Below are 23,282 nucleotides of genomic sequence, written 5' to 3' on the forward strand. Positions count from 1 at the left end.
CTCGACCAAAATTTGATACAGAGTGGACTTACGGGTACGGTTCACTCGCTTTATTTTAGTGAACATGACTTTTATTAAAACAGATCAATAAAAAGGGTGCTGACTTCTATGCAGGTTAACTATTCAGCCAGACAACAACGTTTAATTAAGAAGTTACAACAACATCAAAGTGATGCTCTTATTGTTTATGGCTACGAAAATATTGTGTATTTGACCGGCTTTACAGGCCACGCAGCAACATTACTCGTGCGAGCTAATGGACAACATCAACTGATCACCGATTACCGGTATTTTGAGCGTGCAGGCAATGAAGCCGTCGGCGTTGAGGTTGTGCTAAGAAATCGTGACGAAGAATCTTTGCCCAACTGTATTTTCAGGTTGCTGGGTAAGGTACGTCAGGTTTCATTTGAGGCGCATCACATTAGTCACGCAGATTTTTTGTCATTAAATACCAGCTCAAAAAGTCAGATGCTGATAGCCGCGCCGCTATGGGTGGAATCGCTTAGACAAGTGAAAGATGAATATGAAATCCACTGTATTCAACGGGCAGCAGAGATTGCAGACTCTGCACTTGCGCATACATTGCGTTTTCTCAAAGCGGGAGCTACGGAGCGAGAAGTTGCGATTGAGCTTGAATATCAGATGCAAAAATTAGGCTCTGAGGGCGTCGCTTTCGATACTATTTTACTATTCGGCGCGCGCTCATCTCTCCCTCATGGAAACCCAAGTAATACTAAACTCAACCTCGGAGACTTAGTGCTCATCGATTTTGGTGCTGTAATAAACGGTTATCGTTCTGATATGACAAGAAGTTATGTACTTGGTGAATCAAACCAACAGCAACAATCAATGTTTGAAACAGTGCAAGCAGCTCAGCACGCAGCGCTTGAGCTGATAAAACCTGGGGTCAATTGTAGCGAGTTGAATACAGCTTCGCATCAAGTGCTCAGTAATAGTCCATTTGCACAATACGCAGGTGAAGGTTTGGGACATGGTGTTGGATTATTTTTGCATGAACAGCCATTTATCAAACCTGGCGTTGACCATCAATTAGAAGTTGGCAATATCATCACCATTGAGCCGGGCATTTATATTCCAAATTATGGCGGCATAAGGCTTGAAGAGGATGTCTTAGTGACAGAAAGTGGGTCTAAATGTTTAACCCATGCTCCGCAAAACTTTCAGCTCGCGAGCTAAGGAGTCAAGATGCAGATTATCTCTCGTCAAGAAGTAATAAATAACCTTAACTACTCAACGCTAATACAGGCGCTTAAGCACGGTTTTGCACAAGCCGCGGGCACCCCTGCACGACAAGTTTTTGAGTTGGATGATAGCCGTAATAATCATGATGCGTTTGCTGTTTTGCCCGCGTGGAATGCAGACGTGATAGGGGTCAAAGCATTTACGTATTTTCCGAGCAATCCCCAGCATGATAAAGCGACACTTTACTCTAAAATCATGCTATTCGGGCGCGAGTTTGGTGAACCGCTGGCATTGGTGGACGGCACTGAGGTAACGTTATGGAGAACATCTGCAGTGTCAGCATTAGCAGCAGATTATCTGGCACCGAAGGATGCTAAGCATTTGGTCTTTTTCGGGTCAGGAAATTTAGCGAGTTATATGATAAACGCTCATTTAAGCGTCAGAAATTATTCTAAAGTTTCCATAATTGCACGTAATGAACACAAAAGTGGTCAGTTAGTAGAGTTGCTATCATCACAATATCAAGATATTGAGTTTGTGCGTTACAAGCGGGCAACTGCATCTGTTATTGCATCAGCAGATGTGATCAGTTGCGCGACTGGTAGTCACTCGCCACTATTTGATGGCGAGTGGCTAAGCGGGGGGACGCATATAGATTGTATTGGTAATCACCATAAGCATTGTCGAGAGTGCGATACAACAACAGTGGTGAGAAGTCGAGTATTTGTTGACAGTCGCGCTAATGTATTAAACGAAGCCGGCGAACTATTATTGCCGATCAGTGAAGGCAAATTCAGCGCCGAAAAGATAGTTGCAGAGCTTAGCGAAATGGCTAAAAATAATCTCAGGCGAAGTGATGAGCATGAAATTACTTTGTTTAAGTCTGTAGGAACAGCATTAAGTGATTTAATAGGAGCAAAATTAGTATATGACTTGGTTCAAAAGTAAAGAGCAAGGCAAAGTATATGAGGTCACCGCAGTAATTAAAGCCGCAGACAAACGCTTGGTTAATCCCTTAATATGTCACCAGTGCCACATGTTAGTCAGCTATCAAGGGGCGGGCGGTGATACAAAAAGTGAAAAGCTGTTGTATGATGACACCTTTTATAAAGCGTTCCAAAATCGTGATAGCTGTTACGTGATGGTGGATGATAATGGCATTCGGCATTATCATCCCAGTGAGAAATAAAATAAGCCGTAGCCCACAATAAATGCGGGCACTGCTGAGTAGAAAGTAGCAAATAGTGCTGCTCTTGGCGCCAGTGCAATTGCAGGAAATAACGCGTCACCATCGTTAGCTACAGCATTTGCTGCAAGTGCACTAAAGGGCACCACACCTTGAAGATACAGAGTCGTCACAACAATCTGTGGTCCACAACCAGGCAACAGCCCGACAAGTATAGCTACAAGTGGTGCATAGATAGCGTAGTCTTTAAACCACATAGCCAGATCAAGCCCTAAATATGCGGTAGATAATTCGTAGAGTAAGAAGCTTGCAACCACCCAAGCGGTGACAAAATGCGTGTCCTGTAAAACCCGAGTAAGCTTAGAAGGCGGGTCGCATTCACCCTCTTCACAGGTGATGTCTTTATAACTGACACCTTTTGAACTTAGTGCCCAAACACTGACGGCGAAAAGGCACAGTATAGCGCCTAGCCATATTATTATGTTTTCAAATGGTGCCATGTCAAAGTTAAACGCGATAGCCAGTGCAATTACCAGACTTGGAAGTAAACATAATTTCCAAACCTTACGGCTGATACTGAAAGCACGACTGACATGAAGGGCTTCTTCTTCGACTTTGTTAACACGCTGTGGTACACAAAAGTCGGGTTTATGAATTAAGTGCACAGCAACTCCGCTTGCAATGCCCACACCGACGCCCATTGTAATGATTATGACGGCTGTAAGCGGCTCCTTAGCCAATAGCAAAAACGCGGCATCTCCCATCGTTGCTGTAAGCACTGCCACAACAGAGGCAAAACTAGCTTGCTTTTTGGTAAATTGAGTAACAACGATGATTGCACCACCACAGCCGGGTAAAGCGCCTAATATTGACGCCATGATAATTTCAAGAATAGGTGATTTAGCACTGAGATAATTCAGGTTGAGTTGTGGGATCTTATCAACTAAAAAGTAATAGATAAGTAAAGTGGCCGCAACGAAGACGCTGACTTGAAAAAAGGCATCACTTAGTGCGCCAAGAACAATAGGTCTGGCTGTTTCAAATGCCAAAAGTACGATGATGAAAATCGGTAAAACCAGACGTTTGTTAAACAATAAACTCACCTTAGCTATGTGTGCTGGTTGAGAGTATCGAAGAAGAGATGAAAGCATAAAGTGCAACCCGTGTATTATCTAAGTTGCACTTTAGATTTAAATTAAATGAAAATCAATATCATTTGTATTATTTTCTTTGGAACTCGGCGGTTGCTTTCCATTTTGGCCATTCATTTTGTTGAGACACATCATAGCCAACTTTAAAGAAAAGTTGCAGGTCTTGCACCGCACCGCTTAGATCCCATTCGTCACGGTAGCGATCACATGGCTGATGATAACAACCACGCAATACCAGCCCCATGCGCTTGCGATACTTTTCAGTAGCGGCATCTCGAGCTTCAGTTCCGCCACCTGCATACATTGCTGGTACGCCCATGTTCGCAAACGCGAAATGATCCGAACGGTAGTAACCACCAGCCGCTGGGCGAGGATCGCCTGAGACTGCACGGTCTTGCGCCTTTGCAGCTATTTCTAGCATTTCGTCAAGCTCTGACTTTCCAATACCCACAACGCTGATGTCTTTTACTTTACCTAAAAGGTTTAGGCTATCCATATTGATGTTAGCAACAGTTTGCTTTGCAGGGATCACTGGGTTTGCAGCATAAAACTTAGAGCCTAGCAGGCCTTGCTCTTCGGCCGTCACCGCTAAAAATGTAATTGAGCGGTCAGGGCGTGTTGGTAGCTTAGTGAAGGCTTCAGCGACTTCAATCATGCCACCCGTACCACTTGCGTTATCATGAGCACCGTTATAGATTTGGTCGCCTTTACGGTTTGGGTCGATACCTAAGTGATCCCAGTGTGCAGAGTAGATGATGTGCTCATCAGATTTTTTACTGCCAGGAAGGGTAGCAATAAAGTTATATGAAGTAGATTTTTTAATCGTGTTCTTGACTGTGACAGAGGCACTGAGGTCGCCCATATCGACATGATATGCGCCTTGCGCCGCTTTTGCCTTAGCGGTCTCGAAATCAAGCCCTGCTTTTTCAAATAATTCTTTTGCGACGTCAACGGTTACCCAGCCTTCAACAGCCACACGATCCATATTATTATTTTCTTTTTGGAAACCAAATTGTGGTCCACTCCAAGAGTTTTCCACTACGCTCCATGGGTAAGAAGCTGGTGCGGTTTCATGAACAATAATAGCGCCAGCAGCACCTTGACGAGAAGCTTCCTCGTATTTATACGTCCAGCGGCCGTAATAAGTCATTGCTTCACCAGTAAACTTGCCTGAATCAGGATTAGCAAACCCAGGGTCGTTGACTAGCATGACAACTGTTTTACCCTTAACATCTAGCCCTTCATAATCATTCCAATCGTACTCAGGCGCGTTAACACCGTAGCCAACAAATACAAGCTCTGAATCTGTAATTGATTCAAGCTCGCTGATCCGAGCAGAGCCCATCACCATATCTTTTTTATATTCGTAGCTTTTGCCACCAATTTCTAACGTCATATTAGGGTCTGCTTCCAGCGAGACAAGGGGAACCTCTTGTAGGAAGCTATTGCCATTACCAGGCTCATAGCCAAGTGCTTTAAAATGTTTGGTTAAATAGGCAAGTGTTAGCTCTTCCCCTTTAGTTGACGGTGCGCGGCCGCCAAATTCGTCAGATGCGAGTGTTTTGATGTGAGCTCTTAGTTGAGCATCATTAATACTGTTATACGCAGTGTCGATGTCTTGAGGGCTATTGCTTGTGCTAACACAGCCCGCAAGTACAGCAACAGAGAGTGCGCTGAGCGCCAGTCTAAGTTTCATAATTGCCTTTCTTTTACTTGTTAGGAACCCGTAACTTGTAACACAAAATACGGTAAAGTTCGAGAATAAGGAGACGTTCATCACTTTATAGAAGCGACTTACTAGTAGCTTGTAGGGTCGTTTTCAATCAGGTATCACCATCGCGATGTTATACCAATTTGACTTAATACTTGCTCAATTTGAAGGAGTTAATCTGACGCTAACAGCGTTAAAAATTTCTCACTTAGAACAACTAAATAGCAAAGTTTTTGCCTTGCCTATATGGATGTAGGTACCTTAGCGATAGCAGGACGCGGTAGCGGAGTTATCGACAAGATTTTCTCGCCTCAAAATAGACTACTTAATTTAGAAAATTGGTATTACTTGCGTTGTGTGCAGTTACGGTCATTTACAATTGACTTTTGCCAAGTATCGAACGCTTAAGTAAAATAGCCAGCTAATTGCATGTTAAGTATTTCAATCCTATGAAAAAGTTTACAGCGCCTGAGGCGTGGCAGGTTACATGTTTAAAGGCCGAACCCTTTTCCCATTTGAATCAGCTGTTTGATTTAAAAAGCCAATCAGACTGGCCAACACCTCAGTGGCTATCATCACACGCAAACACCATTAGCTCACAACAATATAATACTCGGTTTGTGGCCGACGAAACGCTGGACTTTGGTGAAAAATACTACGAAGAAATTATCTATGAAACTCACCAAGTACCAACACGCAGTCAAAATTGGCATGATTTATTTGGCGCGCTTATTTGGTGTTTATTCCCAAAAACAAAAGCACTGTTAAATGCGTTACATATCGAAGAAATAGAACAGTTTGGCTTAAAGCAGAGAAGTAAAAAACGCAATGCCCTTACGTTATTTGATGAATGTGGTTTGGTATTAGCAATAGATGATGACATGTGGCGAGATGCGTTTAAAGCCCACGATTGGCAGCGTGTATTTTATGACAACAAGTCCCAGTGGCCGCAAAGTTTAAAGCCTTTTGTATTTGGTCATGCAAATTATGAAATGCTAACGGATCCCTTTATTGGGTTGACGGGAAAGCTGGTGTGTATCAATGTTGATGCTGCTTTTTGGCAGCTTTCACTTGCTCAGCAATATATTTGGCTCGATACCAAACTGGTTGAACTTATTAGTGACGGTTTACTTGAGGACAATACCAAAATGTCGCCAATTCCACTGCTGGGGATCCCAAATTGGTATGAACCACAAGACCTTGCATTTTATCAAAACACGGACTATTTCAGACCGAAAAGAAGGAAATAGCATGATAGCTATTAGCGGACTAAAAAAACGTTTTGCCCTAACTCGCGAACATAAAAAGAAAAAGAGTCAGACAGATCCTCGAGAGCGAGATGGCTTTTTCCACAGTGTGGAGGAGGTGAACCTACACTGTGGTGAGGGAGAGGTACTGGGTCTACTGGGGCCAAATGGAGCAGGAAAGACCACAACTTTGCGTATGCTCTCTACTGCACTAACCCCAGACGATGGCACTATTTTGGTTGACGGTCAGGATATTGTAAAAAAGCCAGTTGTGGCGCGTAAGGCAATAGGCTTTCTCTCTGGTTCAACGGGGCTATACGGCCGTCTTACAGCCAAAGAAAATGTAGAATACTTTGCTCGACTTCATGGATTAAAAGGAAAAGCGCTAAAAGCCAGATGCGATGCACTGTTTCAACGCTTGGAAATGGAAACTTTTCTAGATAAAAGAGCAGAGCATTTGTCGACTGGAATGAAGCAAAAAACAAATATTGCACGAGCAGTAGTGCATAACCCCAAGGTGGTGGTGTTAGACGAGCCAACTACGGGGCTTGATATTATGACTACGCAAACCGTAATCTCATTTATCCGTGACCTTAAATCAGCTGGCACACCCGTTATATTCTCAACTCATCATTTAGATGAAGTGGCACTGTTGTGTGACCGAGTGTCTGTAATTGACAAGGGGATAACCTGTTTCGATGGCAGCCTTGCAGAATTTAAAACCAAAGGCCAAAGTCACGAGCTAAACCAAGCATTTTTGAATTTATTAACGGGAGCTGCGCATGTTTGAAGTATTTTTGAAAGAGCTCAGGGAGCTTCTGCGCGACCGTAAAACACTATTTTTCGTGATAGCCCTACCCATGCTCGTGTTTCCCGTGATCATGGCATTAGTAGGGTTTATGGCATCACAAGCCGCGATGGAAGCAAAACAGGAAGTGCATACGTACTATATTGTGAACGAGTCCTTTGCCGAAAAGTTTTCAGAACAAGTTTTTTATCATAAAAGTTTTAAAAAATATAATGGAGAACTAGCACTTGATAGTGTTGAAGCGCTCAGTGACGCTGTCCGTAATGGTGTGATTGATGTGGGGATATTTATCCCCGCTGATCCTGCGAAAAACTTAGAGTCGGGCATTAAAAGCGAATGGAAAATAGTGTTCAATGATGCCCAATCGATTAACTTTATTTATGACCGTTTATCTAAACTGGCAATGTCATTTTCCGATGAACTTAGAGCATTGAAATTAGCCGCTTTGGGATTATCTCAAGAGCAGCAAGCTGCTGTTTTACAACCTATTTCAATTACCAAGGTAGATACTGCGGATAAGCGTGAAAACTTAGGTGAAAAGTTAGGTGCATTTATCCCTTACATGCTTATCCCATTAGTGCTGATGGGTGCGAGTTATCCGGCAATAGACTTAGGTGCAGGAGAGAAAGAGCGTGGTACTTTAGAGACGCTATTATTGACCCCAATTTCTCGCACTGAATTGGTATTAGGAAAGTTTTTAACTGTACTGAGTAGTTCAATATTCTGTGCCCTTATTACGGTCTCTAGTATGGCGTTGTGGATTGGGATAGCGAGTCGTTTCGTCGAGCTTGATGTCATTAAAATTGCTTTTTCTTCGGTGGCCATGATGGACTTTGTCTTAATTTTTGCATTGCTACTGCCAGTTGCAGTTATGCTGTCATCACTGACATTGGCTATTTCCATTTACGCAAGAACCTTTAAAGAAGCACAAAACTATATGGGGCCACTGAGTATGGGGATTTTTATTCCCATAGTGATGTCTTTAATGCCAAATATGGAATTGACGGCTAAGACGGCCTTGATCCCCATAACTAATGTTGCGTTGGCCATAAAAGAAATCATTAAAGGCACCGTTGATTATAGCTATGTTGCTCTGATATTTGGTGCATCAGCGGTATTAGCAGCAGGTCTCCTTGTCTGCTGCGTCAAGTGGTTTAATAAAGAAACTGTACTGTTTAGGTAAAGTACAAGGCAGCAGTAATTATTGAGAATTATGGCGTTTTTCTGTACGATTAGCGCCTTAATACATGCCGGAGTTGTAGTTAACTTAAACTCGTCATAATGTTTACCCCGACTTCAGGTTAGTTTCAGGATAGCGGGCGGAAGTTTTAAGCTTCAATATTTGTCACTCAAGGAATGTAAAGATGACATCAACCACAGAACTAAAGTCTGTCAGTGAAACAGTAACTAGCGGCATTGCAATGTTATTGTTGTTATCGTCAGTGCTGCATTTTTTCACTTCAAGTTTCATCGAAGCGCTGGTCTACTTAATCATTGCCTTGGTGCTATTTTCATACTGTCATCGCTTAACGTTTGATCCTTTTAAAAAACAAGTTGTGATCACAAAGCAACTGTCGGTGCTAAGTAGAAACATTTGGACAATACATCAATCTCTAATACCACTTAAAACGGTAACTGACATGTCAGTGGAGGGGAATAAACAGCTCAGTTATTTAGGCATTAGCTACCTTGCTAATGGTAAGCGGCCTGCCATCTATTCGTTTTCGTGTTTGAAGCAAACCAGCCAACTTGACGAGATATTGTCAGGAGTAGGTTTTGATCAAAACAAAGGTCAAACTGGAGCTTCCTATACTGACGGAGCAGCGCGTGAGACCCCAGTAACTCTTGCTGAGTTATTTCCTTCATTTATGAGAAATAATAGAGCGATTGAGGCGTGCTTTCCAGTATTACGATGCGCACTACCAACACCACGGGAGAAGCGCCATATTGCTTGGATGGTAGTAGGGGGCTTTGGTTTTATGACTGGCGCTGTGCTTTACTCATCTCAAAATTATGTAGCGGGTTTAGTATTGTTGGTGCTCACCTATTTGAGCTACTGGTTGACGTGTGTGCTTATCAGTAATAAACACTATTTTGTTTATCATTCTCCCTGTAACGAAATTGAGGTTGAGAAAGACAGCCTATTGCTACCCGCGTTACTGTTTAAAGATAAACAGCCTCGAAAGGTAAACAAGGGCGAAGTTAAAAGTATTAAAGCACACTGGAATACATTCACGGTCAGTGACCTAGATAGATTAGCCGCTTCTACTCGTCGTAATCATATTGTTGAGTTAGTATTTGACACAGAATACGGCACGACGGTCTCACTCTCTGGCATGAGCGTAGAAGCCGAGCCACTTCTGCTAGCGTTAACGCATTGGCAGTATCCGCTGTCGGTAGCGCATACGAATAAAGCGGTTTTCCCAATAGTGAAACACTTTAAATATGGTATCCTTGTCTTTATTTTAGGTATAATTGTTTGGGCAATGACGACATATGTAATACCAATCATCTTAAATAAGTGAGCTATTTTCTATCGCCAAAATAAACACTTTGCTGTTTATTCGTTTTTTCAAACTAAGCAAGCATGAAGACTAATATAATACAGCCAACATGGCAAAAAGCTCAGATAAGTGCAAAAAATGCACTGTGCTAACACTAGGTATAAACACTAAATATGAAACACAATCAGGATTATCCTCAGGCTTTGGCTGAGGAAATGTTGCAAAAGGAAGCGACACTAAGAGAATTTATCTCGCTGCGGCCTAACAATAAACAGCGATTCTATCAAAGTGCAGGTATGCTAACGGCAGTCGTATTTTTGGTATATTGTTATCCAGAAATTATCGAAAAACCTATTTTATACATACTGCTGATCCTGATGATGAGCTTAAACGCTCAGGCATACGTGCAAAATAAGCGTACTAATAAGCGCATCGATTTACTGCATAAGCTATTAAAGGATGAGTGATTAAAAAGAAGCCGCTAATTAACCTGAGGTTTGGATAAGGAATGTTTCAACTCATTATTGTCAAAGCACAACTTAGTTTTTTCCTTGTCTAGCCAGAGAGTTTTAGGGAAAACAAGGCGAAGTTACGCACCAATAGCTGGCTATTGGAAGTGAATTCAACGCAGTTTGCGCTAAAACTGGCTGCTAGAAAGGCATTAATTATCCGCAGCTCAGGTTAATTAAGCGGCTTTAACATTATTGGTTTCCATACTTTCCATTTCAACGACACTGAGGACAGATTGTACGTCTGACCAATGCAGCAACTCGATACGACCAGCTTGGTTTTCTACCAATGCTGTGCAGTTCTCTATCCAATCACCATCATTACAATAAACGATGCCGTCTACGACACGGATCTCAGGCTGGTGGATGTGCCCGCAGATAATACCGTCAACGCCTTGCTTTTTCGCTTCATGAATAGCGGCATTTTCAAAAGCTGCAATAGCTTCTCTCGCCTTATGTACACGTTGTTTAAGCCAAGATGCCAGTGACCAATAATGGCCTCCGTATAACCGTCGTACACGATTGGTCCAACGATTTAAAAACAATAAAAAGTCATAAGCGGTGTCACCAATGAGGCTGATCAGTTTGTTGTAGCGAGTTGCTGAATCAAAGTCATCACCATGTAGCAGTAAAAAGCGTTTACCTGCCGAAGTGGTATGAATGAAGGTTTTGTGTACTTCGACTTTAAAGAGTGTTTGTCCGCCATAATGCCTAAAGGTTTCATCGTGATTACCGGGAATGTAAATAACGCGAGTACCAGCTTCAGCTTTTTTTTGTATACATTCCAATACCTGATAATGAGAGGGATCCCAAAAGAATTGGCGTTTCATTGACCATAGATCAACAATATCACCCACTAGGTATAGTACATCACATTCTGTTTTGTTGAGGAAATCTAACAAGAACTTTGCTTTACAGTCCTTGTAGCCTAAATGGACATCTGAGATCCAAATACTCGGATAGTACGTTGTTTTCATGGCCTGACTCTTTAGCGTAATAATAATAATGCTAAGAGGTAAAGGTGACAGATACAGGGCAATTAGAAGAAGGTAATATGACAAAGGGGCAGACAAAAGAATGCCCCTCTATTGGAAACTCAAGCGTACTTATTTGCTTTTAATTGCATTAACGATAGTGTCTACCGCAGACTCAATATCAAGCATTAACTTTTCGCCAGTATGGCGGTTTTTCAACTCAACCTTATTTTCATCAAGGTTGCGCTCACCTATTACTAAGGTATACGGTACGCCAATAAGCTCCATATCGTTAAACATAACGCCAGGACGCTCCTTACGGTCGTCAAATAATACATCTATACCCTTAGTTTGCAGATCTGTATAGAATTTCTCTGCTATCTCAGGGATACGGTGAGACTTGTGCATGTTCATTGGCACGATAGCAAGTTCGAATGGCGCAATGGCAACAGGCCACTTGATACCGTAGTCGTCATTATTCTGCTCGATTGCCGCGGCAACGATGCGTGAAACACCAATACCATAACAGCCCATGGTCAATGTTTGGTTTTTACCTTCTTCACCGAGGACACCGGCTTTCATCGCTTCTGAGTACTTTGTACCAAGCTGGAATACGTGACCAACTTCTATACCGCGTTTGATCAGGATTTTACCCTTTCCACAAGGGCTTGGATCGCCCTCGACTACGTTACGTATGTCTTCAACAGTATAGTCGTTTACGTCTCTGTCCCAGTTGATACCACTATAATGAACACCATCTTTGTTTGCACCAGCTACAAAGTCTGCCATTACTGCGGCACTGCGATCTACGATAATAGGCATTGAAAGACCAACAGGGCCCAGTGAACCAGGTTTTGCACCAATTGCCTTGACGATATCTTCTTCGCTCGCCATTTCAAGTGGTGAATCGACTAGTGCTAGTTTTTCAGCTTTGAGTTCATTTAATTCATGGTCGCCACGAACAATAAGCGCGACAAGACCACGATGACCATCTTCATTTGGTGCCCCATACACAATAAGTGTTTTGACGCCACGGTGCGGTTTCACGCCATGCTTTGCTTTTAGCTCTGCGATGGTGAAAGCTTCCGGCGTGTCAAATTTATTGAGCTCTTTATTTGGGGCTGGACGAGCTTCAGTTGGCGCTAGCGCTTCAGCCTTCTCAATGTTTGCCGCATAATCACTATCGTCACTAAATGCGATAGCATCTTCACCAGACTCTGCAAGTACATGGAACTCGTGCGATAAGTTACCACCAATTGAACCGCTGTCTGCGATAACTGGGCGGTAGTCAACGCCTAAACGATCAAAAATGTTACAGTAAGCTTGGAACATCTTATGATAGGTTTTTTCAAGACATTCATCACTCATATGGAATGAGTAAGCATCTTTCATGGTGAATTCACGTGCACGCATTACGCCAAAGCGTGGACGAACCTCGTCACGCACTTTTGTGCTCACTTGGTAAAGTGTGATTGGAAGTTGTTTATAGCTATTAATTTCGCGACGTACAAGATCCGTGATCACTTCTTCATGTGTTGGGCCCAGCGCAAAAGGGCGGCCGTGACGGTCATTAATACGTAAAAGTTCAGGACCAAACTGCTCCCAACGACCAGACTCTTCCCATAACTCTGCTGGCTGGATCACTGGCATGAGAAGCTCAATCGCTCCCGCTTTGTCCATTTCTTCGCGGACAATTCTTTCGACTTTGCGGAAAACTTTTAAGCCTGATGGCAGCCAAGTATAAAGTCCAGATGCAAGTTTACGGATCATACCCGCTCTAAGCATTAACTGATGGCTTACCACTTCGGCATCAGACGGCGTCTCTTTTTGAGTCGCCAATATATATTCACTTGTACGCATTCTTATTCCAGTATAAGTTACTTATTGTTCTCTTATTAGCGGCTATTCTAGCAGTGCTATTGCCGCTTAAAAAGCTTTAATACCTAAACATTTTCATAATTTAGTAGTTTATTGGTAAGCTGCGGTGTTCACTATTTAGCTGACGAAATCTCAGTGACATGATTGTGCTCACCATCTACGCTCCAGCGGATATTATAATCATATAAACTCATACCATAGCTCTGTTGTGATGCACGTTTTTTCTTGTATGCAGGGCGAGGATCTTGTTTAAGTACGTTCGTAATAAACTGTTTTAGTTCTGGGTATTGTTTTTGCTTTTCGATAAAGGTTGCAGCATCATCTGAAAAACTGACTGACATTTGTGTTTCAGGTCTGGTGTCTGCAAAGCCTGCGGTAGCATCCACCAAGGCATCTGAGTATGGAAGGTATGGCTTGATGTCAATAATGGGTGTACCATCTAATAGGTCAATTCCAGATAATAATAAATCTAGTTGACCATTTTTGTATTCAATACCCTCGAGTTTTACTGCACTCATGCCAATGCCATTAGGTCTAAAAGTTGCCCTAGTCGCAAATACACCTTTGCGTTCATTACCACCTAATCTTGGTGGACGAACGAGAGCAGAATAACCTTTATCAGCCGTTTCATGGAAACGAAATAGCAGCCAAATATGCGTAAACTCATCAATCCCACGAACAAATTCTTCGCGATTAAATTCGCCGACAAAGCGCAACTTGGCTTTTGCTTCAGGGACAAGCCTTGGTTGTCTTGGAATAGCGAATTTTTGTTTGTAAGGTGATTGAATATAGCCAATGGGCTGAATTTTGACAGGTTCCACCGTTTTCTCTATCTAAATCTAAGTAGCGTGAGTTTACTATCAATTGTGTTTTTCACAAAATCTCAAAAGGGTGCCATCGCTGTAATGTGGTGTAATTATTTTATTTTGATTTTTAGTATAAAGTTGTAAACAAAATAAGATTGATTCTCTCTCTATGGATAAGCAACAGTTATTTTACCAACTTAATGACAATTCACAGCATCAGTGCGATAAAATTCTTGGTACCCGTGCGCACGAATATAAAAAACTCGTCGCTGAGATTAAGCCTATTCAAGGGCTAAAGGAAAAGCTTCGAGCGCAAAAAATAAGAAATGGTATATAGTTGTCATGGAATTTTATAAAAAAGTTCATCAAAGCTGCCAACAAGCCCTATGCCATTCGTCGCCACTCAGACCTATACTGATAAGCGCAATTTCAAATCGTCGCGCATCACTACAAGCTATCGTGTCAAACTTATCCGATGGTGTAGTTAGTCCCAAAGAATTAGATACTTTACTCAGTCAAGAAGCAGAAAAAGTGAGCGTACAACTACTAAAAGAAGGGAATTTAAGTAAGCAAGAGGCTATTGCTGCAAGTGAAAAGGTGATATTTACACTAGCGCGAAATCTACTTTAATACCAAAGGCGGAAGCTACTAGTAGGTTTAATGATCGTTATTGACTTCGTCAGGTGCTTGCTTATCTAAGAAGTCCAACAACGCGTCAACGCTAACTTGAGTTGTCTCTGAAAATGCCTCTAGATCAAATCTAACACCAAAGAGACAGTCCTTTACCCGCTCATCGTTTACTTCAATGCGCACGATAGTGCCGTGTAGAGCGGCTAAATTCAGTAGTGTTAAGCCGGTATCGTGCTCGAATGTAACGTCAAACTTGGTCGTTTGGAATAATTTTAATGCTTCAGAATAGGGAGCTTGTAGCTGCATACCTGTTCGGCTAATGTTTGTAATTTGTCCATTGATAAGAGTGCGTCCCGAGTATATCAGCGCCTTATGTGGAGGTAGCGCTGAGTGTCGAGTAGATTGGCGTTTGCTTGCACTATTCCATGATTTGTTAACAGCTGCTTCTAGTTTTTCAGCTTTGAATGGTTTAACGACAAAATGGCTTACTCCGTTTTGTATTGCTGTAATGACAAAATCGCGGCCGCCGTTGGAGGTCATCATGATGAATGGAATATCTTTTAGCTGGTGATTGTTCCGGACATGATATAGTAGTTCCTCGCCATTCATTTCAGGCATATTCCAATCTGAAATAATAATATCAATCGGGTGAGACTCTAGAATTTGAGTAGCATGCACACCATTTGTCGCTAGGATGACTTTGTCTGAGCCCAAGCGAGTATGGATGATGTTACGTACAAGATTGCGCACTGTTAAACAGTCGTCTACTACTAAAAATTGTACATTTCTCACCACAAACCAACCTAAGCCAAAAAATTCGGCGCGGATCCTACCACAGCTATGACTAATTAGTAAGCATCAAGAACAAAACTTAAGCGTGAATGATGTCAAAAAATAAGCAACTCACTGATACCTATTTAAATAATATGAGCTAAAATATTCTAGTGATTACTCTCTGTGTTGTCCTCGCTCGGGTGTATCAGACTTTATGCCAGTCAACTGTGGGAAGCGACTCTATAACTGGTTTGGCAAAGTAGTAACCTTGGAACAAGGTTAGTCCAGCCTGCTTGAGATACTCGTATTCAGCCCGAGTCTCTACTCCCTCTGCGAGTAGCTTCACATTGAGCATATCACAGGTGACAATCATGCCTTTGAGAATAGCTTGCTTAGCATGATTGTTTTGAATATCAGTGATCAGCGACATATCAAGTTTAATAAGATCAGGTTGAAACCCACTAAGCAAGCTAAGGCCAGCATACCCTTCACCAAAATCATCAATAGCAGTCTTGAATCCATTCTCTCTATATGTTTTGAAAATTGTTGTGAGAAAAGAGCGGCTAATCACTTGCTCTTGCTCGGTTACTTCAAAAATAATCTGTTTCGTTGGAAACTGACATCGTTTGGCACTTTTTATGGTAGTCTCGAGGCAAGCTTGAGGTTCATAAATAGCTTGCGGCATAAAATTAATGTTGAGATTATCCGTTTGGCTCAGCGCTGAAAACGTCTCAATCGCAGTTACTCTGCAACGCTGATCAAAGGCATATAGGTTATCTTCATTGACATTGCTTAATATCTCGAACGCGCTCTCTCCGTTTTTTCCTCTCACTAGTGCTTCATAAGAGAATATCGACTTGGAGTTAATATCAACGATCGGCTGAAAGGCCATGGTGATATCAAAATTAAGCTTTTGCTTACATAAGCAGCGTGTTGCTGAGGTATGTCGCATATAGTTAGCCTTTTTGTTGATGCCTGCCGGCACTAGACTCAGCAAGTACTTGATGCTTTATTGTTGTCTTTTGATCAGAATTATTTGTCGCTCAATGTTTGCTCTAGTAAAGACTCTGTTTGGATAGCGATCTCTTTCATTTTTACCGCATACGCTTCTAACTTTTTATCTTCTTCTGTTTTCGCCTTAAATTGCGGGATCTGAATGGGGTATCCTGCTTGATCCATGGCAATAAAGCTGATGATGCAGTGATTGGTTTCGACCAGCCTTCGAGTTTTTGGGTCTCCACAGCGGACTTGTATAAAGATCTGCATGCTCGTATTGCCAGTATGCGCAATGCGCGCGGACACCTCAACGATTTGACCAACTAAAATCGGACGATGAAAACGCATACCTGCCACTGAAACGGTGACACAATAGCTGCCGCTCCAACCAGCGGCGCAAGCGTATCCAGCTTGATCTATCCATTTCATGACCATCCCACCGTGTACTTTGCCGCCAAAGTTGACATCAGTAGGCTCTGCTAAAAATCTGAAGGTGACGGACTGTTGCGACATAGGTTTAGCTCTAGTTCCGATGACTTTAAGCTAAGTATAGGAAAGAAAGGGGCATTTCGCCCCCGCAATTTAGGATAAATTAGTACTACATGTTGGGATAGTTTGGACCTCCAGCACCTTCTGGCGTCACCCAAGTAATATTTTGGCTCGGATCTTTGATATCGCAGGTTTTACAATGAATACAGTTTTGCGAATTAATGACAAACTGTTTTTCGCCTTGCTCATTTTCATTGACTTCATAAACGCCCGCTGGGCAGTATCGTTGTGCTGGCTCGTCAAACTTCGCTAAATTAACTTTGATTGGAATATCAGAATCTTTTAATTGAAGGTGACATGGTTGTACTTCCTCATGATTGGTATTCGATAAAAATACAGAGGAAAGTTTGTCAAAGCTTAATTTACCATCTGGTTTTGGATAATTTATCTTTTTGGATTTCGATGCCAGCTTAAGCTGCTCATGATCAGCATGTTCATCTTTAATGGTAAATGGTAGTGAGCCTGAAAAAATATTTTGGTCGATCATATTATAGGCTCCGCCCATAATACGGCCTAACTTATGCATTGCTGGACCAAAATTACGAGACTGATAAAGTTCATCGTAAAGCCAACTCGCTTTGAACAGATCCGCAAAGCTTGCGAGATCTGATGGGGCATGCTCTTGCTCTAGGGCGTCAATGATAGCATCAGCAGCCAGCATGCCAGATTTCATTGCGGTGTGGTTACCCTTTATTTTAGCAAAATTGAGAGTACCTGCATCACAACCAATAAGTAATCCGCCTGGAAAGTGCATTTTAGGCAAGCTGTGGAAGCCACCTTTTGCGATGGCACGAGCACCATATGCAACGCGCTCAGCACCCTCAAGAACTTGGGCAAAGGTGTCGTGATGTTTCATACGCTGGAATTCATCAAATGGACTCAAGTGGGGATTTGAGTAATTAAGGTCAATAATGAGTCCGACTACGACTTGGTTATTTTCTCCATGGTACATAAAAGAGCCGCCATGGGTGCTGTTGTCAAGTGGCCAACCTGTGCCATGAACCACAAGGCCTTCTTTGTGTTTGCTTGGGTCAACTTGCCAAATTTCCTTGAAGCCGATGCCATAGTGTTGAGGAGAAGCTTCTTTATCAAGCTCAAATTCTGAGATGAGTGATTTACCTAAATGGCCTCGGCAACCCTCTGCAAAAATCGTGTACTTTGCTCTGAGTTCCATACCTGGCATGTAACTATCTTTTGGCTGACCCTTCCTATCAAGACCCATATCTCCGGTAACTATACCTTTTACTTGCTTGTCCTCAATGATCAATGAATGGGCACTAAAGCCTGGGAATATTTCAATTCCAAGCTGTTCGGCTTGTTCAGCGAGCCAACGGCATACATTCCCCATTGAAACAATATAATTACCTTCATTCTTAAATGTTTTAGGCACAAGTAAATGTGGCAATTTGGTGGCGCTGTGCTCATCTTTGAATAAATAAATATCATCACCGGTGACTTTAGTGGTTATTGGTGCACCTTTTTCAGCCCAATCAGGGATCAGCTCGTCTAGTGCTTTAGTCTCAAATACGGCACCCGATAAAATGTGTGCGCCGACTTCAGAGCCTTTCTCGACTACACAAATCATTAATTCTTTTTGTTTTTCCTGGGCCTGTTGAGCGAGTCGGATAGCGCAGGATAAGCCCGCGGGGCCTGCACCTACTATCACAACATCAAACTCCATGGTTTCTCGTTCGACCATAATTAACCTCACACTATTTGACGGTAGATTAACTAAAGAGAGGCTTTAGTTTGAATTTCGTTAAACTAAGGTTATTTGAGGTTGACGTTTACGTCAACAGGAAGTAGTCTGAATCCAGCAAAATAATTTGTTGACGTAGACGTCAGCTTAGAGAATAACCAGATGATGGAGTAACCATGAAAGTACTTGTGCCAATCAAACGCGTGATTGATTACAACGTAAAGGCAAGAGTCAAACCTGACAACAGTGATGTTGATTTGAGCAACGTAAAAATGGCAATCAACCCGTTTTGTGAAATTGCAGTTGAAGAAGCAGTGCGCTTAAAAGAAGCAGGAACCGCAACTGAAGTTATAGCGGTATCTATCGGTGACAAAGCTTGCCAAGAACAGCTAAGAACAGCACTTGCCCTCGGTGCGGATAAAGCAATTCATATTGAGTCAGATGCAAAACTTGAATCTTTGCACGTCGCAAAACTGCTAGCCAAAATCGTCGAACAAGAGAGCCCAGAACTGGTTATTCTAGGCAAACAGTCTATTGATTCAGACAACAATCAAACGGGACAAATGCTTGCGGCGTTAACTAAGCGTGCTCAGGGCACTTTTGCCTCTAAAGTTGTAGTTGACGGCAATAAGGTGCAAGTGACGCGTGAAGTTGATGGCGGGTTGCAAACAGTGTCGCTATCACTACCAGCTGTGGTGACAACAGACTTGCGTTTGAATGAACCGCGTTATGCTTCACTGCCAAATATTATGAAAGCCAAGCGTAAACCACTAGATGTAATCACTGCGGATTCATTAGGCGTTGATTTAGCTCCCCGTATTGAGCTGGTAAAAGTTGAAGAGCCAGCCAAGCGCTCTGGTGGCGTGATGGTTGAGAGTGTTGAAGAGCTAGTAAACAAGTTAAAAACAGAAGCAAAGGTGATCTCATGAGCGTATTAGTTATTGCTGAGCACGAAAGTGGTGTACTAAAACCGGAAACCGCTAAGGTGGTTGCTGCTGCAACAAAAATCGCAAGCCACGTTACCGTATTAGTTGCAGGTCACAACATTGCCGAGGCTGCGGATCACTCAGCTCAGATTGCAGGTGTACAGAAAGTAGTAGCAGTTGACGATGCGTCATTCGCACACCAATTGGCAGAAAATACATCTGAGTTGGTTGTTGAGTTAGCAAGTGACTTTTCGCACATTTTGTTTTCAGCTTCTACCACAGGTAAAAATATCGCGCCACGTGTTGCGGCGTTATTAGACAAATCGCAGATCTCTGAAATTATCGATGTAATTGATGCTGATACTTTTAAGCGTCCAATTTATGCAGGTAATGCAATTGCGACCGTGAAATCACTAGACTCGCAAAAAGTCATTACTGTACGCGCATCAGCATTTGATGCCGCTGATACGCAAGCTGCATGTGACATTGAAGCGCGCTCGCAAAGTATTGCCTCTCAAGTGAGTGAGTTTGTGAGCATTGAACAAACTGAATCTGAGCGCCCTGAATTAACTGCGGCACCGGTTGTTATTTCAGGCGGCCGTGGTATGCAAAACGGTGAAAACTTTGCTTTGCTAAATGGTATTGCTGACAAACTAGGGGCTGCGATTGGTGCATCGCGTGCTGCTGTTGATGCGGGCTTTGTGCCTAATGATATGCAAGTTGGCCAAACCGGAAAGATTGTGGCGCCTAACTTATATATTGCAGTTGGGATCAGTGGCGCAATTCAGCATCTTGCTGGTATGAAAGATTCTAAGGTCATTGTTGCTATCAACAAAGATCCAGAAGCCCCGATTTTTCAAGTGGCTGACTACGGTCTGGTTGCGGATCTTTTTGATGCGTTACCTGAGCTTGAGCAGGCGCTGTAACGCTTCTTTTTGTAGCTAGCCTACATCAAGAAAAATAATTCTGGTTGTTAAAGCCGTTGTACCTTTGGTCGCGGCTTTTTTCATTTGTAGGGAGATGGACATGCTAACAGGCTTAAATCACATAACAATAGCTGTATCTAACCTCAAGACATCAGTAGACTTTTATTCTGGTTTGTTAGGGTTTGAACTATGGGTATCTTGGGATAAAGGCGCGTATTTAAGTCTCGGTGATGTATGGCTTTGTTTATCTTTGGGAGAGCCCGCTCCGAGCTCAGATTATAGCCATATAGCGTTTAACATTACCGCTGAAGACTTTACGGCTTTTTCTAAAACGATATTAGAAAATGGGGTTGGGGTGTGGAAAGAAAACAGCAGTGAGGGAGATTCTTTGTATTTTTTCGACCCAGATCATCACAAACTTGAGATCCATAGTGGTAGTTTGCAAAGTCGGTTAAAAAGTTTGCAGCAGCAACCATATTCAGGCCTCACTTGGCATAAAGCGGTGTGATTCTATTTTCTAGAATGCTTGTATCTTTAATTGCGCATTTTACTTCTGGTTACTGAGCTCCATAATAAAACAAAACATGATGGAGCAAAGTAATGGCAATTCAACTAAATGGCAAAGCACATGATATCGGTGGTCTTGCAGTAAACCGCGTGCTTCCGCAGCGCGCCAAACGCATGGTAGGTCCTTTTATCTTTTTTGATCAAATGGGACCCGGCATATTCAGTATTGGTGATGGTATCGATGTAAGGCCGCATCCGCATATTGGGCTTGCAACCCTCACTTATTTGTTTGAAGGTAACTTGCTCCATCGTGACTCTCTTGGGAATCAACTTGAGATCCATCCTGGGGATGTAAATTGGATGGTTGCAGGGCGTGGCATTGTGCACTCGGAGAGAGAGTCGTTTGAAACCAAAGCGCAACCCCATGCTATCCATGGTTTGCAATGTTGGGTCGCGCTTCCTGAAGATTATGCTGAAATTGATCCGAGTTTTTCACATGTCAATCGAATGCAGCTACCAACAAGACAACTCGATGGAGTGATGACAAGAGTCATTATAGGGAGTGCTTATGGATTGCATGCGCCTGTACCAACGTTTTCTCCAATGTTTTACGTAGATGTGATGGCAAAGGCTGGCAGCTATCTTGAAAGACCAAATCAATCACAAGAAATCGGCATATATGTGATCTATGGTGAAGTAGAGGTGTCAAATACATCTTATGGATCACAATCGTTTATATTACTTGAAGAGGACGATATAAAATTACACTTTAGTAAAAACAGTCGTGTGATATTACTCGGAGGACAAGCTTTTTCGAAAACGCCGTATATAGATTGGAATTTTGTATCATTTAGCAAAGCGCGTATTGAGCAAGCCAAACAAGATTGGCGAGGAGGGAGATTTGCTACGATCCCTGAAGATAAGCTCGAACATATTTCACTGCCTTAGCAAGGAGCGCAGCACCAAGAAGGTGAGCGCCCAAACGTTGCACTTAGTAGTCGTAACTTATGTGTTGAAAGAAACGCACATTGACATCTTGTTTCTCGATATTGATGGGTAGTTGAGCGACGAAGCGTTTTATTGCAGTCTCTACGTGATTCATAAAACGGCCATAGCCCATGTCTTTTTTATCCTTGTCATTGGCGACAATAACAAAACGCAGAGTATCTACCAGGTGTGTTTCATCAAATAGTGAATAAATTTGGTGATCATCTGAGCTGGTATTAAAACTTAACTTTTGCAGTTCTCGGTTAGTATCGGACTTATCGATTTTTGCACTTCTAACAATCGGTAAACGCCCATCTGCTACCATGGCTACCATATTGAGCTGTTTGTCCGCGCAGGCAGATAAAAACGCATCTTCAAGTGTGCGGTAGAATTGTCCGTAATCACCTGAGCGCATTTGGCTTTGAAATTCAGTTTTGATTGCACGAGACACAGGAATATTAAACGTTACATAAGTCATTTCACTGTGTACATCAGGCAAGGCACAGTGCCGAGCTTGATAACGTGGGTACAAGGCTCTTAGCTTATAGCCATAAGACTCCTTGTCACCCTTTGCTTTTGCAAATACGTCGTAGGTCAAGTGTTGATGGTCTCGCACTCTAAACTGTGGCTCTACAGAAGAGAAGCCGTCTTTAAGCGCATCCAGTACTTTTTTTACTTTGTTATGAAAGTGTGCTGCATTGGCACGTAATTCATTACCTGTGGCTAAAAATAGCAAGCGAATTTTGCGTGCTTGATAACCATCACCGAGATAGGTTTGGTGCGCTTCATGAAATTTAGGGTTATAAAAAAACAAAATTTGTTTGTCGGTTTGCATGGTGTAGGCTTCATCATGATATCGAACGACCGGTAACTTATCATTGGCGATAACATGAACATTATGTAATTCATATTCATCACACAGTGCAAATAATTGGCGAGATAAGCGCTCGTAACATGCTGCAACAGAGTCAAAACACGCATAAAATTTATCGTCCGGCTTAAACTCGGCAAGAATATATTGGTTGTTTCTAGCTTTAGTTGAGATGTAAACACGATTTAAATTCATTGAAGCCATTACTTTGTCCTTTCCTAGGTAACGTAATTTAAGCAATACTCGGTGGTTGAGTACTTTAATGGCGCAACTATAGGATGAAGTTGTGAAGGAAATATTGCGCTAGAACAAAATTTGTCACAAAAAGCTGATTAATACTTAACCTAATGAATAAATCCTGATACAGCGCAGATAATTGCTGTAAGTTCGGCTAAGTTTTTGTAATAATGCCGAGGTTAACTTAGAGCATAATTCAGAGG

23 protein-coding genes are annotated in these 23,282 nt (G+C 42.3%); 13 read left to right on the forward strand and 10 right to left on the reverse strand.

The window, feature by feature from the left end; translation table 11 throughout:
* The first annotated feature begins 108 nt into the window (after positions 1–108).
* From HUZ36_RS00180 to HUZ36_RS00190, 3 genes are read left to right on the forward strand one after another with little or no spacing between them, the layout of a single operon-like run.
* Complete coding sequence (locus tag HUZ36_RS00180; protein WP_176031696.1) at positions 109–1,197, forward strand: M24 family metallopeptidase; 1,089 nt, start codon at positions 109–111, stop codon at positions 1,195–1,197.
* 9 nt (positions 1,198–1,206) lie between these two features.
* Positions 1,207–2,151 (forward strand): ornithine cyclodeaminase family protein, encoded by a 945-nt coding sequence (locus HUZ36_RS00185; RefSeq protein ID WP_176031697.1) that lies wholly within the window; start codon positions 1,207–1,209, stop codon positions 2,149–2,151.
* The gene (locus HUZ36_RS00190; RefSeq protein WP_147391029.1) at positions 2,132–2,392 is read left to right on the forward strand and encodes a hypothetical protein; all 261 of its coding nucleotides are present in this window, start codon (positions 2,132–2,134) and stop codon (positions 2,390–2,392) included. Before HUZ36_RS00185 ends, HUZ36_RS00190 begins: the two co-directional genes overlap by 20 nt.
* On the opposite strand, the gene HUZ36_RS00195 is transcribed toward HUZ36_RS00190, so the two are convergent.
* Both HUZ36_RS00195 and HUZ36_RS00200 read right to left on the reverse strand, forming a co-directional pair.
* Entirely contained in the window at positions 2,374–3,540 is a 1,167-nt protein-coding gene (locus HUZ36_RS00195) for a putative manganese transporter (protein ID WP_128730224.1), read from the reverse strand. The two genes, HUZ36_RS00190 and HUZ36_RS00195, sit on opposite strands and share 19 nt — an antisense overlap.
* A 70-nt stretch (positions 3,541–3,610) precedes the next feature.
* Positions 3,611–5,236, reverse strand: coding sequence for a M28 family metallopeptidase (locus HUZ36_RS00200; RefSeq protein ID WP_176031698.1), 1,626 nt, complete (start codon positions 5,234–5,236; stop codon positions 3,611–3,613).
* 464 nt (positions 5,237–5,700) lie between these two features.
* Between HUZ36_RS00200 and HUZ36_RS00205 the strand changes: the two genes are divergently transcribed.
* The 5 genes from HUZ36_RS00205 to HUZ36_RS00225 all read left to right on the forward strand — a co-directional run bounded on the left by HUZ36_RS00205 (position 5,701) and on the right by HUZ36_RS00225 (position 10,277).
* The gene (locus tag HUZ36_RS00205; protein ID WP_128729686.1) at positions 5,701–6,501 is read left to right on the forward strand and encodes a DUF3025 domain-containing protein; all 801 of its coding nucleotides are present in this window, start codon (positions 5,701–5,703) and stop codon (positions 6,499–6,501) included.
* Position 6,502: 1 nt separating this feature from the next.
* Positions 6,503–7,288, forward strand: a complete 786-nt coding sequence (locus tag HUZ36_RS00210; RefSeq protein WP_125251432.1) for an ABC transporter ATP-binding protein — start codon at positions 6,503–6,505, stop codon at positions 7,286–7,288.
* The gene (locus HUZ36_RS00215) at positions 7,281–8,489 is read left to right on the forward strand and encodes an ABC transporter permease (RefSeq protein ID WP_176031699.1); all 1,209 of its coding nucleotides are present in this window, start codon (positions 7,281–7,283) and stop codon (positions 8,487–8,489) included. The genes HUZ36_RS00210 and HUZ36_RS00215 overlap by 8 nt, the downstream gene beginning before the upstream one ends.
* Positions 8,490–8,670: 181 nt before the next feature.
* A complete protein-coding gene (locus HUZ36_RS00220; protein WP_176031700.1) occupies positions 8,671–9,831 on the forward strand; it encodes a hypothetical protein in 1,161 nt (386 codons plus the stop codon).
* A 152-nt stretch (positions 9,832–9,983) separates the two neighbouring features.
* Positions 9,984–10,277, forward strand: coding sequence for a hypothetical protein (locus tag HUZ36_RS00225; RefSeq protein WP_176031701.1), 294 nt, complete (start codon positions 9,984–9,986; stop codon positions 10,275–10,277).
* 218 nt (positions 10,278–10,495) lie between these two features.
* Here HUZ36_RS00225 and HUZ36_RS00230 read toward each other — a convergent pair whose 3' ends face one another.
* From HUZ36_RS00230 to tsaA, 3 genes are all read right to left on the reverse strand, one after another.
* Entirely contained in the window at positions 10,496–11,296 is an 801-nt protein-coding gene (locus HUZ36_RS00230) for a UDP-2,3-diacylglucosamine diphosphatase (protein WP_128729682.1), read from the reverse strand.
* A 129-nt stretch (positions 11,297–11,425) separates the two neighbouring features.
* The gene (locus tag HUZ36_RS00235) at positions 11,426–13,153 is read right to left on the reverse strand and encodes a proline--tRNA ligase (protein ID WP_176031702.1); all 1,728 of its coding nucleotides are present in this window, start codon (positions 13,151–13,153) and stop codon (positions 11,426–11,428) included.
* A 131-nt stretch (positions 13,154–13,284) separates the two neighbouring features.
* The gene (gene tsaA / locus HUZ36_RS00240; RefSeq protein ID WP_128729680.1) at positions 13,285–13,992 is read right to left on the reverse strand and encodes a tRNA (N6-threonylcarbamoyladenosine(37)-N6)-methyltransferase TrmO; all 708 of its coding nucleotides are present in this window, start codon (positions 13,990–13,992) and stop codon (positions 13,285–13,287) included.
* 327 nt (positions 13,993–14,319) lie between these two features.
* Between tsaA and HUZ36_RS00245 the strand changes: the two genes are divergently transcribed.
* Positions 14,320–14,607, forward strand: coding sequence for a hypothetical protein (locus tag HUZ36_RS00245; RefSeq protein WP_125251425.1), 288 nt, complete (start codon positions 14,320–14,322; stop codon positions 14,605–14,607).
* Between the two features lie 27 nt (positions 14,608–14,634).
* Here the strand turns inward: HUZ36_RS00245 and HUZ36_RS00250 are convergent, their stop codons facing one another.
* The 4 genes from HUZ36_RS00250 to HUZ36_RS00265 form a co-directional block, all read right to left on the reverse strand.
* Positions 14,635–15,399 carry a response regulator gene (locus HUZ36_RS00250; protein ID WP_128729679.1) on the reverse strand — a complete coding sequence of 255 codons (765 nt, stop codon included), beginning with the start codon at positions 15,397–15,399 and terminating at the stop codon, positions 14,635–14,637.
* A 187-nt stretch (positions 15,400–15,586) separates the two neighbouring features.
* A complete protein-coding gene (locus HUZ36_RS00255) occupies positions 15,587–16,333 on the reverse strand; it encodes an EAL domain-containing protein (protein ID WP_125251423.1) in 747 nt (248 codons plus the stop codon).
* A gap of 80 nt (positions 16,334–16,413) precedes the next feature.
* On the reverse strand, positions 16,414–16,890 hold the full coding sequence (locus HUZ36_RS00260; protein WP_176031703.1) for an acyl-CoA thioesterase: 477 nt from the start codon (positions 16,888–16,890) through the stop codon (positions 16,414–16,416).
* Between the two features lie 85 nt (positions 16,891–16,975).
* The gene (locus HUZ36_RS00265; RefSeq protein ID WP_147390557.1) at positions 16,976–18,625 is read right to left on the reverse strand and encodes an electron transfer flavoprotein-ubiquinone oxidoreductase; all 1,650 of its coding nucleotides are present in this window, start codon (positions 18,623–18,625) and stop codon (positions 16,976–16,978) included.
* A 176-nt stretch (positions 18,626–18,801) separates the two neighbouring features.
* Here HUZ36_RS00265 and HUZ36_RS00270 point away from each other — a divergent pair, with 176 nt between their 5' ends.
* The 4 genes from HUZ36_RS00270 to HUZ36_RS00285 all read left to right on the forward strand — a co-directional run bounded on the left by HUZ36_RS00270 (position 18,802) and on the right by HUZ36_RS00285 (position 21,932).
* The gene (locus HUZ36_RS00270; protein ID WP_125251420.1) at positions 18,802–19,554 is read left to right on the forward strand and encodes an electron transfer flavoprotein subunit beta/FixA family protein; all 753 of its coding nucleotides are present in this window, start codon (positions 18,802–18,804) and stop codon (positions 19,552–19,554) included.
* A complete protein-coding gene (locus tag HUZ36_RS00275) occupies positions 19,551–20,477 on the forward strand; it encodes an electron transfer flavoprotein subunit alpha/FixB family protein (RefSeq protein ID WP_147390559.1) in 927 nt (308 codons plus the stop codon). The genes HUZ36_RS00270 and HUZ36_RS00275 overlap by 4 nt, the downstream gene beginning before the upstream one ends.
* Before the next feature lie 100 nt (positions 20,478–20,577).
* A complete protein-coding gene (gene fos, locus HUZ36_RS00280; RefSeq protein WP_128729676.1) occupies positions 20,578–20,985 on the forward strand; it encodes a fosfomycin resistance glutathione transferase in 408 nt (135 codons plus the stop codon).
* A 92-nt stretch (positions 20,986–21,077) separates the two neighbouring features.
* The gene (locus HUZ36_RS00285) at positions 21,078–21,932 is read left to right on the forward strand and encodes a pirin family protein (protein WP_176031704.1); all 855 of its coding nucleotides are present in this window, start codon (positions 21,078–21,080) and stop codon (positions 21,930–21,932) included.
* A gap of 43 nt (positions 21,933–21,975) precedes the next feature.
* On the opposite strand, the gene HUZ36_RS00290 is transcribed toward HUZ36_RS00285, so the two are convergent.
* Positions 21,976–23,046, reverse strand: coding sequence for a DUF3083 family protein (locus tag HUZ36_RS00290; RefSeq protein ID WP_176031705.1), 1,071 nt, complete (start codon positions 23,044–23,046; stop codon positions 21,976–21,978).
* Between the last annotated feature and the right edge of the window lie 236 nt (positions 23,047–23,282).

It is taken from the genome of Pseudoalteromonas sp. McH1-7, assembly GCF_013366255.1.
GTDB lineage: Bacteria > Pseudomonadota > Gammaproteobacteria > Enterobacterales > Alteromonadaceae > Pseudoalteromonas > Pseudoalteromonas peptidolytica.